A 15,109-nucleotide genomic window follows, 5' to 3' on the forward strand; every position below is an offset into this window, starting at 1 on the left:
CTTCTTCTCGGCTGCCGCGGCGGGGTCTGACGCGACCGGCGCCCCGCCGCGGGGCTTGGTGCTGCCGGTCACCTTCCGACCGAGCCGAAGCCACAGCCGACGATGACCACCGCCCCCGACGTCTGGAACCCGCAGCGGCCCAGCCGCATGCCGTACCACCGTTACCGCCCCTACCAGGACCGCGTGCACGTCCCCGCCGGGGACCGCCGCTGGCCCTCCGCCCGCCTCGAGCGCGCCCCGCTGTGGGTCCCCGTCGACCTGCGCGACGGCAACCAGGCGCTCGCCGAACCGATGGACACCCCCCGCAAGCGCCGCTTCTTCGATCTGCTGGTGGCGACCGGCTTCAAGGAGATCGAGGTCGGCTATCCCTCCGCGAGCCGGACGGACTTCGACTTCGTACGGCACCTCGTGGCGGACGGGGCCGTACCGGACGATGTGACGCCCGTGGTGTTCACGCCCGCCCGCACCGACCTGATCGACCGGACCTTCGACGCGATCGCCGGGCTGCCCCGGGCGGTCGTGCACCTGTACATCGCGACCTCGCCGGTGTGGCGGGACGTGGTGCTCGGGCGGGGCCGGGACGAGGTGTGGCGCACCGTGCGGGAGGCGGCCGCGCACATGGCCCGGCGGGCCGGCGACACCCCCGGCGTCCGCTTCCAGTTCTCCCCCGAGACCTTCAACCTGACCGAACCCGATTTCGTGCTCGAACTGTGCGACGGCCTCACCGAGTTGTGGGACGCGAGCCCGGACCGGCCGGTGATCCACAATCTGCCGGCGACGGTGGAGATCGCCACCCCGAACGTCTACGCCGACCAGGTCGAGTACATCCACCGCAACCTGTCCCGCCGAGGGTCCGTCATCCTCTCCGTCCACCCGCACAACGACCGCGGCACGGGCGTGGCCTGCGCCGAACTCGCCGTGCTGGCCGGGGCGCAGCGGGTGGAGGGCTGCCTCTTCGGCAACGGCGAGCGCACCGGCAACGTCGACCTGGTGACCCTGGCCCTCAACGTCTACACCCAAGGGGTCGACCCGATGGTCGACTTCGGTGACATCGACGCGGTACGGGAGACGGTGGAGCACTGCAACCGGCTGCCCGTGCACCCCCGGCACCCGTACGCCGGCGAGCTGGTCCACACCGCCTTCTCCGGCACCCACCAGGACGCCATCAGCAAGGGGCTGGCCCACCACGCCCGGCGGGCGGCCGAGGCGGGGCTGAGCGAGCGGGAGGCGCCGTGGGAGGTGCCGTACCTGCCCGTCGACCCGGCCGACCTCGGGCGGTCCTACGAGGCGGTGATCCGCGTCAACTCCCAGTCCGGCAAGGGCGGGATGGCGTACCTGCTGAGCCGGCACGCGGGGATCGACCTGCCACCGGACATGCGGCCGGAGTTCGCCCGGATCGTGCAGGAGGCGACCGACGACAGCGGGCGGGAGGCCACCCCGAAGGAGCTGTACGAGCTGTTCCGGGCGGCCTATCTGGCCGAGGGCGCGGTACGGCTGCACGCCTGGTCCGCGCACGAGGAGGCGCCCGGCGTCCACCGCTTCGTGGGCACGCTGGAGGCCGGCGACCGCGTCGGCGACCACGAGGGCACGGGCTCCGGAGTGGCGACCGCGTTCGCCGACGCGCTGGCCGGGGCCGGGCTGACGGTGGAGATCCTGGACTTCGCCCAGGGCCCGGCGGCGGCCTTCGCCAAGTGCCGGGTCGACGGGGTCACGGCCTGGGGCGCGGGCACGGGACCGTCGGCCACGGTGCGGGCGGTGCTGTCCGCGGTGAACCGGGCGGTGCGGTGAGCGAGGTACTGCGCGCCGAGGACGTCCATGTCGTCCGGGACGGGCGGGCCCTGCTGGAGGAGGTGTCGCTGACCGTGCGGGCCGGTGAGCACTGGGCGCTGCTCGGCGCCAACGGCGCGGGCAAGTCCACGCTGCTCGGGCTGCTCGGCGCGGTGGTGCATCCGACCCGGGGCACGGTGGAGGTGCTCGGGCACCGGCTGGGCCGGGTGGATCTGCGGCAGCTGCGGACGCTGGTCGGACATGTCGACCCGCGCCATCCGCTGACCTCGCCGCTGCGGGTGCGGGACGTGGTGCTGACCGGGGCGACGAACTCCGTGGAGCCGGTCCCCCGGTGGCGGCCCACCCCCGAGCAGCGGGAGCGGGCCGAGGCGCTGCTGGCCACGCTGGGGCTGGGCGCGCTGCGGGACGCGCGGTGGCCGACGCTGTCGCAGGGGCAGCGCGGCCGGACGCTGATCGCGCGGGCGCTGATGCCCGAGCCGCGGCTGCTGCTCCTGGACGAGCCGGCGACCGGTCTGGACCTGCCCGGCCGGGAGCTGCTGATCGAGGCCCTGGAGAAGCTGCGGGCGGAGCGTCCGGAGCTGGCGACGGTGCTGGTCACGCACCATCTGGAGGAGCTGCCCGCGGGCACCACGCACGCCGTGCTGCTGCGTGAGGGGCGGGTGCTGGCCTCGGGTCCGGTGGGCTCGGTGCTCACCGGCGACCAGGTCGGCGCGTGCTTCGGGCTGCCGCTGACGCTCCAGCGGCACGAGGGCCGCTGGAGCGTGCGGATCAGGCGGTGACGGGGTGACGGAGGGGGTGTCCGGTCCGTGCGGGACGGGCACCCCTTCACCGTCCCGGGGTCACTTGTTCAGGTAGGCCCAGAACTCGTCGAACGACAGGACCTTGTCGCCGTCGAGGTCACGGGACTTGATGATGGCCTCCGCGACCGTCTCGGTGACGTTCCAGTCGCCTTCCTGCGCCAGGGCGGACTTGAACTCCGCGGCGGTTATGAAACCGTCACCGTCCGCGTCCATCCGCTGGAACTGCTTGCGTGCTTCCTCGATGTCCGCCACCGATCCGCCCCTTTTTGCTCGTGTTTCTCATGCCGTGCTGGCGTACTGACGCTGGTCAGGTTAACGGCCCGCACGAGCGCGGAGTGCGTCGACCACCCACGCGAAGTCCTCGGTGTGCGGTGGGGCGGGCTGCCGGTTCACCACGGCGAGCAGGTGCCGGTAGCGGGCCACGCGCTCGTCGAAGCCGGCCGTCATGCGCTCCAGCACCCCGGCCCGGTCGGCGTCGCCGAACAGGTCGTCCAGCACCTCCTCGGCGCCGGGGCCCGCGGGGTCGACGCCGCGTTCCCGGGCCGGCCCCACGAGTTCCACGAGCCGCTTGGCGAACCACAGGGACCGCCCGCCCGGCTCGCCGGGCCTTCGGTCGGCCGCGTTGAACTCGACGGCCCGGCGCATCTGCGCCCGGAACTCCGGGTCCTGGAGCATCTCGGCCAGCTCCACCCAGGCGTCGGCCTCCTCGGGCGTGGGGTCCTCGGCCAGGTCGACGGCGGTGCGCCGGATCCGCTCCCGGATGTCGGGGTCCACGGTGTCCAGTCCGTGCAGCGTCTCCGCCACGAACTCCTCCATGATCCGCTGCCGTTCGGCGGCGGACAGCCGCGCGAGCTTGTTCACGAGCGTCATCTCCTCTGCTTCGGAGCCCCGGCGGGCCACGGTCGACAGCACCGCGCGGGTCACCTTCAGCGACCGGATCCGCGCGTCCAGCGCCGCCACGTGCGTGGCCGCGACCTCCGCCACGGTCCGCTCGCCGGCCAGCACCGTGCGCACCTCGTCCAGGCCGAGCCCGAGTTCGCGCAGGGTGCGCACCAGTTCCAGCCGGGCCGCGCTCCCGGCGTCGTAGAGCCGGTATCCGCCGGACGAGCGGGTCACCGGGGTGAGCACGCCCTCGTCGGACCAGTAGCGGATGGTGCGCACGCTCATCCCGGTGGCCCGGGCCAGCTCGCCGATGGTGAACAGCCTGGTGCCGTCGTCGTTCATGCCTGGGAGTCTGGGCCCTCCAGCGGGTGGAGACTCAAGGGGGTGCGGGGCCGTCGAAACCTTGCGGGACGTTCTCGACGCGGCGGCAGCGGGGCGCTTCCCGCCGGCGGACGGCACCACGAGGGTGCTGCCGCAGCCCTCGCCCCGGGACGCCGGAGTGCTGTCCTTCACCGCGCACACGGTGGTCTTCACCGACGAGGACCCCGGGTGGGTGGAGCGGGCGCTGCGCGCGACGGACTGTGATCCGCTCGCCGCGTCGCTCCACCCCCGCTTCCTGACGGCCCTGCTGGACCGGACCGGGCGTACGGCGGAGACGATCGACGCGGTGCTGGTGGCCGACCCGCTGCCGGGCGGGCCGGCGTGCGCGCTGCGCGAGATCGACGACCCGGCGCATCCCCGGATCGCCTACGCCCGCCGACGCCGGGACGGGGTACGGGCCTGGGCCGCCGACGGCGGGGTACTGGCGCTGGGGCGCGGGGTCGCCGGGCGGCTGGAGGTGTCGGTCGAGGTGGACGAGGCCGCCCGGCACCGGGGGCTCGGGCGGCTGCTGGTGACCGCCGCCCGGCAGCTGGCCGGGGAGCCGCTGTGGGCGCAGGTCGCCCCGGGCAACGCCCGTGGTCTGCGGGTGTTCCAGGCGGCGGGGTACCGGCCGGTGGGCGCGGAGCTGCTGCTTCAGCGCGAGACACCGGCGTGACCGGGTGAGCCGCGGACCGGCTGGGGTGGACGGCCGGACCGTACGGTCCGTCGCCGACCTTGACACGGGCCGGCTCGACGCCGATGCGGGGACGACGGCGTTCAGTTCCGTGCCGGAGCGGGGGCCGACAGCGCACGGTGCCACACCGGAGCAGGGGCCGACGGCCTCAGTGCCACACCGGAGCGGGGCCGACGGCGTTGGGCTCGGTGCCGGGGCGGAGGGTGCGGGCGTTGGGCTCGGAGTCGTAGTGGACGGGCAGCCGCAGCGCCTTGCCGTCGGTGCGGGAAGCGGCGGGCTCGCCGCCGGTCGGCCACCGGAGAGCGTGGCGGCTACCGGTCAGCCACCGGAGGGCATGGCGGCTACCGGTCGGCGACGCGCATCTCGAACCAGGTGGTCTTGCCGCGTGGCAGCAGGTCCACGCCCCACCGGTCGGACAGTTTGTCCACGAGGAACAGGCCGCGGCCGCTGACGTCGGTCTCCTGGACCGGCAGCAGGCAGGGCAGGGCGCGCGAGGGGTCGCGGACCTCCACCCGGATCCAGCCGGGGCGGCGCCGCATGCGCAGGCCGAAGACACGGGCGCCGGTGTGCCGTACGGCGTTGCCGACGAGTTCCGACACCAGGAGCACGGCGTCCTCGGACAGTCTGGGGCTGAGCCGCCAGGTGTCCAGGACCACGACCTGGGCGAGCCGGCGGGCGCTGGCGGCGGATTCCGGGCGGGACGGCAGCGGGACCTCCGCCTCCGTCGGGTCGCCGAGCAGTTCCAGCACTTTGAGCGCTTGTTCGTCCGCGACCGCGGGCGACCAGCGTGCCGCGGCTGCGCGGCCGTGTCCCCGCGGCTGTTCGTTGCCCTCCAGCCCCGCCATGCCCCCATGATGGCCGTCCGGAGCCGTCTTGGGGGGCGTTCCGGGGGAATACCCCCGCCGGGCATCCTCGATCCGGCCCTGTCCGGGAGCATATGCCGGGGGCATGGAAAGGTCTGACAGGGCCCCGCTGACCTGCGGCGACGGCTCACTTTCCGGCAAGCGTCGGACTCCCTCGGCGGCGCGGTTCCAGGGCTGCCCCAAGGCTTGCACAAACCGCCCCAACGGGGGACCCGGGAATCAGACAACCCGTCAATCGACCGGCGTCCGGCCGGGCCGGCGGGGCGGGACACGCCCGTCCCACCGGCCGTTCACCGAACCGTCAGACGAACTTCGCCTTGCCGGGGCCCTCCTCCACGAAACTGCGCATGCCCCGCTCGCGGTCCTCGGTGGCGAACAGGCCCGCGAACCAGTTCCGTTCCACGGCGAGCCCGGTGTCGATGTCGGTCTCCAGGCCGGTGTCGACCGACTCCTTGGCCGCGCGCAGCGCGATCGCCGGGCCCTTGGCGAGCCGGGCGGCCCAGGCGTGCGCCTGCTCGTACACCTCGGCGGCCGGGACGACCCGGTCCACCAGGCCGAGCGCCAGGGCTTCGTCGGCCTTGACCTGACGCCCCGTGAAAATCAGGTCCTTGGCCCGGGACGGGCCGATCAGCCGGGGCAGCCGCTGGGTGCCGCCGGCGCCCGGGATCAGCCCGAGCAGGATCTCGGGCTGGCCGAGCTTGGCGTTGTCGGCGGCGATGCGGTAGTCCGCGCACAGGGCCAGTTCGCAGCCGCCGCCGAGCGCGTAGCCGGTGACGGCGGCGACGACGGGCTTGGGGATGCGGGCGACGGCGGTGAACGCGTCCTGGAGGGCACGGGCGCGCCGGATCATCCCGGCGTGGTCCATGTCCCGCATCTCCTTGATGTCCGCGCCGGCCGCGAACACCCGCTCGCCGCCGTAGATGACCACGGCGCGCACCTCGTCCCGGCGGCCGGCCTCCTCGGCCAGTTCCTTCAGCCGGTCCTGGGTGGCGATGTCCAGCGCGTTCATCGGCGGCCGGTCCAGCCGCAGGGTGCCGACGCCTTCGGCGACTTCGAGAGTGACGGTCATGGGGCTCAGGTTAACGGGCACTAACGCGGACGGACCCGGTGCCGTAGGTCACAGCACCGGGCCCGTCGCGTCACTCAGGGGTCACTTCGTCCATTCCGCCCAGGGCATGTTCCAGCCGTTGAGGCCGTTGTCCGGGGCCACCGTGCGGTCGTGGGAGTTCTTGACGATCACCACGTCACCGATGATCGAGTGGTTGAAGAACCAGGCCGCCGGGACGGAGCTGTCGTAGCCGCCGCGCACGTCGCGCAGGCCCACGCAGCCGTGGCTGGCGTTGTAGTTGCCGAAGGCGCCGCCGCCCCAGTAGTTGCCGTGCAGGAAGGTGCCGGAGGTGGTCAGGCGGATGGCGTGTGGGACGTCCTTGATGTCGTACTCGCCGCCGTAGCCGACGGTCTCGCCGTTCATGCGGGTGACGGTGAGCTTCTCGCTCATGACCATCTGGCCGTTCCAGGTGTCGTAGCCGGGCTTGCCGGTGGTGACCGGGATGGTCTTGACGACCTTGCCGTCCTGGGTGACCTTCATCGTGTGCTTGGCCGCGTCCACGATGGAGACCTGGTTGCGGCCGATGGTGAACTTCACGGTCTTGCGCTGCTTGCCGTAGACGCCGTCGCGGCCCTCGACGCCGTCCAGGCCGAGGTCGACGGTGACCTTGGTTCCGGGCTTCCAGTACTTCTCGGGGCGGAAGTCCAGGCGGTCGTTGCCGAACCAGTGGCCCTCGACCCGCACGGCGGGCTCGGTCTTGATGCGGATGGCCTTCTCGACGTCCTCGGGGTGCGTGATGCCCCGGGTGAAGCGTATGGAGAACGGCATGCCGACGCCGACGGTGGAGCCGTCCTCGGGCGTGAAGTAGCCCATGAAGGTGTTCTTCGGCGTCAGCGTGGTGAACGTGGAGTCCTCGGCGGCCCGGCGGCCCGCGGAGTCCTCGGCGACCGCGTGCACCGAGTACTTGGTGCCGGCGGCCAGATGGGTCGACGGCGTCCAGGCCGCGCCGCCCGCGCCGATGGCGCCCTCGATCTTCGTGCCCTTCTCGTCCTTGACGGTGACCTCGGTCAGCTTGCCCCCGGTGACGCCGACCTTCAGGACACCGCTGGTGTCCACGCCGGTGGCGCCGGCCTTGGGCGCGATGCTCACCGCGGCCGTGGACTGCGCGTCCTTCCCGTCCCCCTTGCCCTTCCCCTTGCCGGAACCGGCCCCGGAGTCTCCGCCTCCGCCGCACGCGGCGAGCGACAGCGCCAGGGCCCCGGCTATCAGCGCCAGCCCCCTACGGCCCCGCCGCCCCCGTGCCGACGCCCCCGGTACAGGCCGTATGTTCAAGTTGTTCTCCCCTCGCCGGACCAGGCATGACCCGGCCCGCTCCCCACCACTTATGTGCGCGCATATTAACTGCCTGAATGCGCGCCAGGCGCGGGGTGAACGTCACCGTTCCGTCGCAGATTCCCCCCGCGACCTGCACCTCGGCCGCCGGGTCCCCCTCACCGCGCCGTCACTTCACCGCGGTGCCCGCCGTCCAGTCCTTCCAGTCCATGTTCCAGCCGCCGAGCCCGTTGTCCGGGGCGACCGTCTTGTCCTTACTGTTGACGACCTCGATGACGTCGCCGACGAGGCTGCGGTCGAAGAACCAGCCCGCCGGGGTGTCCGAGCCGCCGCCCTTGACGTCCCTGAGCCCGACGCAGCCGTGGCTGACGTTGGCCGTCCCGGGGGCGTCCGTGGCCCAGTAGTTGCCGTGCAGGAAGGTGCCGGAGTCGGTGAGCTTCATGGCGTGCGGGACGTCGGGGATGTCGTACTCGCCGCCGAAGCCGACCGTGCGGCTGTTCATGCGGGTGACCTCCAGCATGTCCATCACCACCATCTTGCCGTTGTAGGTGGGGTGTTTGGGGGCGCCCGCGGTGATGGGGACGGTGGCCAGCAGCACTCCGTCGCGCCGCACCTCCATCATGTGCCGGGCCGCGTCGACCAGTGAGACCTGGCCGCGGCCGACGGTGAAGGCCACCGTCTTCTCCTGGAGGCCGTACACGCCCCGCGCGCCCTCCACGTCCCGCAGGCGCAGGTCCACGGTGACCTCGGTGCCGGGCTTCCAGTACCGCTCCGGGCGGAAGTCCAGGCGGTTCTTGCCGAACCAGTGCGGGCGGATCTCGACGGGCGGCCGGGCGGTGACCTTCACGGCGCGCTCGACGGCGGCCCGGTCGGCGATCTCCCGGCTGAAGGAGAGCGAGACGATCATCCCGGTGCCGACGGTGGCGCGGTTCTCCGGGGTGACGTAGGCGATGAACCGTTCGTCGGGGACGTAGGTGGTGAAGGTGGTGTGCCGGGCCGAGCGGCGGCCCCGGGGGTCCAGCGCCACCACGTCGACGGTGTACCGGGCGGCGAGCGCCAGCTTTTCCTCGTCGGGGCGCCAGGTCAGCCCGTCGGCGCCGATCCGCCCGGGGACCGGCGACACCCGCGCGTCCTGCTCCTTGACGACGGTCACCTTCTCCAGGCGCCCGCCGGGCACCCGGATCCGCAGCCGCTCGTCCGGGCGTACGGCCCGGCTCCCGTCGTCGGGGGTCACCCGGATGACGTCCTCGGGGGCCGGGGATTCCCCCCGTGCCCCGCCCATGCCCAGTGCTCCCGGGCCGTCGACGGAGCAGCCCGCGAGCAGCCCCGCCCATGTCAGTACGGCGGCCAGCGCGGCCCCCGCGCGCCGTGCGCGTCCAGTTGCGTGCCTCACACGGGTCTCAACGACCGGGCACGCCCCGGGGAAACGTGAGTGCGAGCCACCCACTGGGCAGAACAGAGGCAAGGACGACCACGCTGGGGTGCCGCGGACGCGAGCGGACACCCCGGCGCCCGCGTCGGGGCCACGGACGAGCCGCCGGGAAGAGGGGCCGACAGTGACGAGCGCAGCCGAGCAGCGGGCACCGGCCGGGGAGCCGGCCGCCGGGAGCGGGCAACCGGCGGCGGTGAACGGCGCCCGGCGGCCCGTACCGCCCACCCCGGTCGTGTGGCCGGGTACGCCCACCCCGCTGGGGGCCCGGTTCCGGACCGGCCCGGACGGGGTCGCCGGCACCAACTTCGCGCTGTGGGCGGCGGGCGCGGAGGCGGTCCGGCTGTGCCTGTTCGACGAGGCCGGGCGGGAGACCCGGATCCCGCTGACCGAGCTGACGCACGAGATATGGCACGGCTTCGTGCCCGGGGTGATGCCCGGACAGCGGTACGGCTACCGGGTCGACGGCCGCTGGGACCCGTGGACCGGCGCCCGCTGGAACCCGGCCAAGCTGCTGCTCGACCCGTACGCGCGGGCGGTGGACGGCGAGTTCGCGCTGCCGCCGGAGGTGTACGGGCACGTGCGGGACTGGCCGGACCAGTCGGTGGCCGACACCGTGCGCGACGAACGGGACTCGGCGCCGCACGTCCCGAAGGGGGTCGTCGTGCACGATGACGACGACTGGTCCGACGACCGCCGCCCCAAGACGCCGTGGGCCGACTCGGTGATCTACGAACTGCACGTGCGCGGCTTCACCAAGCAACACCCGGCCGTCCCCGAGGAACTGCGCGGCACCTACGCGGGACTCGCCCACCCGGCCGCCCTCGAGCACCTGGTGAAGCTGGGCGTCACGGCCGTGGAGCTGCTGCCGGTGCACCAGTTCGCGCACGAGGACCATCTGCTGCGCCGGGGCCTGACCAACTACTGGGGCTACAACTCCATCGGCTACTTCGCCCCGCACGCCGGCTACGCCGCCTCCGGCACGAGGGGCGAGCAGGTCGGCGAGTTCAAGCGGATGGTGCGCGCGCTGCACGCGGCCGGCATCGAGGTCATCCTCGACGTGGTCTACAACCACACCGCGGAGGCGGGCGAGCTGGGCCCGACACTGTCCCTGAAGGGCATCGACAACCGCGGCTACTACCGGCTCCAGGACGACGCCCGGCGCTACGCCGACTACACCGGCTGCGGCAACACCCTGCACGTGGTCCAGCCCCAGGTGCTGCGGCTGATCACCGACTCGCTGCGCTACTGGGTGACCGAGATGGGCGTGGACGGCTTCCGCTTCGACCTCGCGGCGGCGCTGGCCCGTTCCATGCACGACGTCGACATGCTCTCGCCGTTCCTGGCGGTGATCGCCCAGGACCCGGTGCTGCGCCGGGTGAAGCTGATCGCCGAGCCGTGGGACATCGGCTCCGGCGGCTACCAGGTGGGCGCCTTCCCGCCGCTGTGGACCGAGTGGAACGACCGGTACCGGGGCGCCGTGCGGGACTTCTGGCGGGGCGCCCTGCCCGACGTACGGGAGATGGGCTACCGGCTGTCCGGCTCCAGCGACCTGTACGCCTGGGGCGGCCGGCGCCCGTACGCCTCGGTCAACTTCGTCACCGCGCACGACGGCTTCACCCTGCGCGACCTGGTGTCGTACCGGACCAAGCACAACGAGGCCAACGGCGAGGACAACCGGGACGGCACCGACGACAACCGCTCCTGGAACTGCGGGACGGAGGGCGAGACCGACGACGAGGGCGTACGGGCGCTGCGCCGCCGGCAGCTGCGCAACCTGCTCACCACCCTGCTGCTGTCCACCGGTGTGCCCATGCTGGTCGCGGGCGACGAGTTCGGCCGCACCCAGCACGGCAACAACAACGCCTACTGCCAGGACAACGAGATCGGCTGGGTGGACTGGTCGCTGCTCCGGGAGCCCGGCTGGCGGGCCCTGTCGGAGCTGACCGCGCGGCTGATCGCGCTGCGCCACCGGCACCCGGTGCTGCGCCGGCGGGCCTTCTTCTCCGGCCGCGCGCAGACCGCGGACGGGCTGCGGGACCTGGCCTGGTTCACCGCGCGGGGCACGGAGATGACCGAGGGCGACTGGTACACGCCCACCGCCACGCTCGGCATGTACCTGTCCGGGCGGGACATCCCGGGCCGGGACGAGCGGGGCGCGCCGGTGGTGGACGACAGCTTCCTCGCGGTGCTGCACGCGGGCGAGCGGCCGGCCGGGTTCGTGCTGCCGGGGCCGCCATGGGCGGAGCGGTACGAGGTGGTCGTGGACACCTCGGCGGAGGAGCAGGCCGGGGAGCCGGGCACGGTCCACCGGGCGGGCGAGCGGATCACGGTGCCGGAGCGGACGGTGCTGCTGCTGCGGGTCGCCTGAAGCGGGACCGGGGCCCTGTGGCAGCACCGGTCGCCCGAGCCGGTGCGGGGACGCTGTGCCATGACCGGTCGCCCGAGCCGGTCAGGGGCCTGTGTGACACTGCGCGGGGCCTGTGTGCCGGCTGTGCGTGACGCGGATCACGCCCGCCGAGTGCAGCGCGGGCCGGGGTCCAGGGCCTTTCTCCTGGTGTAGACAGCCGGCGAGAACGGGGACCGTGGGGATGGAGCAGGCCAGGGCCGGTGAGTACGACGCGTTCGTGGCGGCCCGCTGGCCGGTGCTGTTCCATCTGGCCCGTCTGCTCACCGGGGGCGACCGGCACCGGGCCGAGGACCTGTTGCAGGAGTCCTTGGTCAAGCTGTGGTTCGCCTGGCCGAAGGTCGCCGACGAGGCGCCGGAGGCCTATGTGCGCAAGGTGCTCGCGCGGGCCGCGGCCCGCTCGGCCCGCCGTCGCTGGTGGGGCGAGCGCCCCGTGGAGGAGCTGCCGGAGACGGCGGCGGCCGGGGACCTGTCGGCGACCGTCGCCGAACGGTCCCGGCTGGAGGCGGCGCTCGCCCGGCTGACCCCGCGCCAGCGGGCCGCCGTGGTGCTGCGCTACTACCAGGACCTGCCCGACCGGCAGGTCGCCGAGGCCCTGGGCTGCCCGGTGGGCACCGCCCGGTCCCATGCCGCGCGCGGGGTGGCCCGGCTGCGCCGGCTGCTGGCCGACGTCATCGAGCCGGTGGGGTGAGGGAGAAGCATGGACCACTTCGAGCGGCGGTTGGCCGGACTGCTCCGGCAGGACCCGGAGCCGGTGCCCTTCGAGCCCCGGCACCGGGAGGCGCTGCGCGCCGGGGTGCGGGCCCGGCGCCGGGCGCGCGCGGCGCGCCGGACCGCCGGGTGTGTGCTGGCGGGGGCCGGGCTCGGCCTGGTGCTGGTGCTGTGGCCGCACGGCCCCACCGACGACCGCCCGGCCGCGCCGCCGCGGCCCGCGACCAGTCCGGCGCCGACACCGGCACCGACCACGACACCGGCGCCCAGTGCCTCGGTGTCCGAGCCGCCGTCCCGGTGGCCGGACCACACGCCGTCCGCGCCGACCGTGACGCCGACGGACACCGCCGGCTCCGCGACCCCGGAGGACACCTGGAGCGCTTCCCGTACGCCCACGGCCACCCACCGGCCGCCGCTCGCCAAGGCCACCGGCTAGCCCTCGACCCGCCGCCCGCCCCGGTGTGCCCCGGCGCACCCGACCGAACAGAGACAAACGGGGTTCATGTGACGCACATCCGACCGAGCCGGCCGAGCCGGCAGCCCGCCGGCACGCCGGCCTTCCGCCGGATACCCCGGCCCGCCCCGCTGCCGGCGGCCCACGAGGCGGCCGAGCCGGTCCTGGACGTGGCCGTACCGGTCTACAACGAACAGAAGGACCTGGAGCCCAACGTCCGGCGGCTGCACACGCATCTGCGGGACACCTTCCCCTATCCGTTCCGGATCACCATCGCCGACAACGCGAGCACCGACGGCACCCCGGACATCGCCGCCCGGCTGGCCGCCGAGCTGGCCGAGGTGACCTCGCTGCGGCTGCCGGAGAAGGGCCGGGGCCGGGCCCTGCGGGCCGCCTGGTCCGGTTCCCGGGCGCCCGTGCTGGCGTACCTCGACGTGGACCTGTCCACCGGGCTGGCCGCGCTGCTGCCGCTGGTCGCCCCGCTGATCTCGGGCCACTCCGACCTGGCGATCGGCACCCGGCTGGCGCCGGGGTCGCGGGTGGTGCGCGGGACCAAGCGCGAGGTCATCTCCCGCTGCTACAACGTCCTGCTGCGCTGCACGCTCGCCGTGGGCTTCTCCGACGCCCAGTGCGGTTTCAAGGCGGTCCGGCGCGAGACGGCCGAGCGGCTGCTGCCGCTGGTGCGGGACGGGGAGTGGTTCTTCGACACCGAGCTGCTGGTGCTCGCCGAGCGGGCGGGCCTGAGGATCCACGAGGTGCCGGTGGACTGGGTCGACGACCCGGACAGCAGCGTGAACCTGGTCGCCACCGCGCTGGCGGACCTGCGCGGGATCGTCCGGATGCGGCGCACCCTGGCCCGCCGCCCGGGGCCGGTGGTCCGGTGACCGCGACCCTGCCCGGCATAGGAACGCCGGACACCGAGGCCGCGCCGGACTCCCGGCTGCGGGCCGCCGCCCGCCGCCACGGCCCGGTCCTCGCCCTGTTCGGCACCCTGAAGCTGGCCGGCTTCTGCTCCTTCATGTACCTGCTGTCCTCCACCGGGGACTACCGCACCAAGCACCCCCGGTTCGGCGGCGGCGCGCACGCCTGGGACGTGCTGGCCACCTGGGACGGCTGGTGGTACCAGCAGATCGCGCTGCACGGCTACGATCCGAAGCTCGTCCCCGTCCCGGGTGCCACCGGCCTGATCACGCTGGAGGGCAACTCGGCGGCGTTCTTCCCGCTCTACCCGGCGCTGATGCGGATGACCTCGGCGGTCACCGGCCTCGGCTCCTACGGTGCCGGGCTGCTGGTCTCCATCGTCGCCTCCTTCGCCGCCGCCCTCGGCATCTACGCCGTCGCCGAGCGGTTCGGCGGCCGGCGGGCCGGGCTCGCGGCGGCCGGGCTGTGGGCGGTGTGGCCGGGCTCGGGCGTGGAGTGGGCGGTCTACTCCGACTCCCTGTACGTGGCCCTGGCGGCCTGGGCCTGCCATGCCGTGCTCACCCGGCGCTGGCTCACCGCCGGGGTGCTCACCTTCGCGGCCGGGCTGAACCGGCCCACCGCCGGCGCGCTGATCGCCGCGCTCTGCGTGTCCGCGCTGCTGTCCCTGCGCCGCCGCGAGGACGGGGTGCTGCGCCCGGTGCTGGCCATGGCCCTGGCCCCGCTCGGCCTCCTCGGCTATCTGCTGTGGGTCGGCAACCGCATGGGCGACCTGGGCGGCTACTTCAAGCTCCAGTCGGGCGCCTGGGCGCACAGCTTCGACTACGGCAAGCAGACCCTGGACGTGCTGACGTCCGTGCCCGTCGGCAAGTTCGACTACCTCTTCGCGTACCCGTTCACGGACGTCATCTCGGTCGGCGTCATCCTGCTGGTGTGCGCGCTGCTTCCGCTGCTGCTGCGGCTGCGCCCGCCGGCGGTGCTGGTCCTGTACACCGTGATCACGCTGGCCCTGGTCCTCGGCAGCCAGCAGATCGTCGCCAACATCTCCCGCTATCTGCTGCCCTGCTTCCCGCTGTTCGTGCCGCTCGCGGTCGCGCTGCGCCGGCTGAGCCTGCCGGTGCTGTGCACGCTGCTGGGGATCGCGGCGCTGGCCTCCGGCTCGTACGCCGGTTACGCCCTGTTCGAGCTGGGGGTGCCGTGATCCCGCCTGCCGGACGGTGTCTTGACGGCGGATGCGGCTTCCTGGCACCGTCCTGTGATCATGAGGCCCGCCACGGAACACACACACGCGCGCATCGCGCTCGTGGCACGGCGGCATGTGGATCTGTGCCGGCAGTCCAGCGCCCTGTGTCGCTGACCCGCACCCTCGCACCCCTTCTCCTTCCCTCCTTCACCTCGCCGTGCCCCGTGCCGGGGCACGGCC

Annotated in this window: 14 protein-coding genes and 1 pseudogene; 9 read left to right on the forward strand and 6 right to left on the reverse strand. The window is 73.6% G+C overall.

The features are described from left to right. Positions 1 to 102 precede the first annotated feature (102 nt). A complete protein-coding gene (locus ACSURM_RS11870) occupies positions 103 to 1,788 on the forward strand; it encodes a 2-isopropylmalate synthase (RefSeq protein ID WP_436954975.1) in 1,686 nt (561 codons plus the stop codon). Continuing rightward, positions 1,785 to 2,567, forward strand: a complete 783-nt coding sequence (locus ACSURM_RS11875) for an ABC transporter ATP-binding protein (protein ID WP_436954976.1) — start codon at positions 1,785 to 1,787, stop codon at positions 2,565 to 2,567. The genes ACSURM_RS11870 and ACSURM_RS11875 overlap by 4 nt, the downstream gene beginning before the upstream one ends. A 60-nt stretch (positions 2,568 to 2,627) precedes the next feature. Here ACSURM_RS11875 and ACSURM_RS11880 read toward each other — a convergent pair whose 3' ends face one another. Further along, positions 2,628 to 2,840: an EF-hand domain-containing protein gene (locus tag ACSURM_RS11880; protein WP_189998490.1), complete on the reverse strand. Its 213-nt coding sequence runs from the start codon at positions 2,838 to 2,840 to the stop codon at positions 2,628 to 2,630. A gap of 60 nt (positions 2,841 to 2,900) precedes the next feature. Then, entirely contained in the window at positions 2,901 to 3,812 is a 912-nt protein-coding gene (locus tag ACSURM_RS11885; protein ID WP_436954977.1) for a MerR family transcriptional regulator, read from the reverse strand. Here ACSURM_RS11885 and ACSURM_RS11890 point away from each other — a divergent pair. Beyond that, positions 3,811 to 4,506 (forward strand): N-acetyltransferase family protein, encoded by a 696-nt coding sequence (locus ACSURM_RS11890; protein ID WP_436954978.1) that lies wholly within the window; start codon positions 3,811 to 3,813, stop codon positions 4,504 to 4,506. The two genes, ACSURM_RS11885 and ACSURM_RS11890, sit on opposite strands and share 2 nt — an antisense overlap. Positions 4,507 to 4,865: 359 nt before the next feature. Here ACSURM_RS11890 and ACSURM_RS11895 read toward each other — a convergent pair whose 3' ends face one another. From ACSURM_RS11895 to ACSURM_RS11910, 4 genes are all read right to left on the reverse strand, one after another. Then, complete coding sequence (locus tag ACSURM_RS11895) at positions 4,866 to 5,474, reverse strand: ATP-binding protein (protein ID WP_436954979.1); 609 nt, start codon at positions 5,472 to 5,474, stop codon at positions 4,866 to 4,868. A 214-nt stretch (positions 5,475 to 5,688) separates the two neighbouring features. Next, positions 5,689 to 6,456 (reverse strand): enoyl-CoA hydratase/isomerase family protein, encoded by a 768-nt coding sequence (locus tag ACSURM_RS11900; RefSeq protein WP_436954980.1) that lies wholly within the window; start codon positions 6,454 to 6,456, stop codon positions 5,689 to 5,691. 81 nt (positions 6,457 to 6,537) lie between these two features. After that, on the reverse strand, positions 6,538 to 7,767 hold the full coding sequence (locus tag ACSURM_RS11905) for a L,D-transpeptidase (protein WP_436954981.1): 1,230 nt from the start codon (positions 7,765 to 7,767) through the stop codon (positions 6,538 to 6,540). A gap of 169 nt (positions 7,768 to 7,936) precedes the next feature. Next, entirely contained in the window at positions 7,937 to 9,160 is a 1,224-nt protein-coding gene (locus tag ACSURM_RS11910) for an Ig-like domain-containing protein (RefSeq protein WP_436954982.1), read from the reverse strand. A gap of 163 nt (positions 9,161 to 9,323) precedes the next feature. Here ACSURM_RS11910 and glgX point away from each other — a divergent pair, with 163 nt between their 5' ends. From glgX to ACSURM_RS11940, 6 genes and pseudogenes are all read left to right on the forward strand, one after another. Then, positions 9,324 to 11,567, forward strand: a complete 2,244-nt coding sequence (glgX, locus tag ACSURM_RS11915; protein WP_436954983.1) for a glycogen debranching protein GlgX — start codon at positions 9,324 to 9,326, stop codon at positions 11,565 to 11,567. 220 nt (positions 11,568 to 11,787) lie between these two features. Then, positions 11,788 to 12,294 (forward strand): SigE family RNA polymerase sigma factor, encoded by a 507-nt coding sequence (locus ACSURM_RS11920; protein WP_436954984.1) that lies wholly within the window; start codon positions 11,788 to 11,790, stop codon positions 12,292 to 12,294. 9 nt (positions 12,295 to 12,303) lie between these two features. Further along, positions 12,304 to 12,750, forward strand: a complete 447-nt coding sequence (locus tag ACSURM_RS11925) for a hypothetical protein (RefSeq protein ID WP_436954985.1) — start codon at positions 12,304 to 12,306, stop codon at positions 12,748 to 12,750. Positions 12,751 to 12,881: 131 nt separating this feature from the next. Continuing rightward, positions 12,882 to 13,628 (forward strand): annotated as a pseudogene (locus tag ACSURM_RS11930) (dolichyl-phosphate beta-glucosyltransferase); the annotation flags it as partial. A 20-nt stretch (positions 13,629 to 13,648) separates the two neighbouring features. Then, positions 13,649 to 14,887: a hypothetical protein gene (locus ACSURM_RS11935; RefSeq protein ID WP_436954986.1), complete on the forward strand. Its 1,239-nt coding sequence runs from the start codon at positions 13,649 to 13,651 to the stop codon at positions 14,885 to 14,887. Positions 14,888 to 14,947: 60 nt separating this feature from the next. Further along, entirely contained in the window at positions 14,948 to 15,043 is a 96-nt protein-coding gene (locus ACSURM_RS11940; protein WP_342447375.1) for a putative leader peptide, read from the forward strand. Positions 15,044 to 15,109 lie beyond the last annotated feature (66 nt).

The organism is Streptomyces sp. SudanB182_2057, assembly GCF_964272715.1.
Lineage (GTDB): Bacteria > Actinomycetota > Actinomycetes > Streptomycetales > Streptomycetaceae > Streptomyces > Streptomyces rubradiris.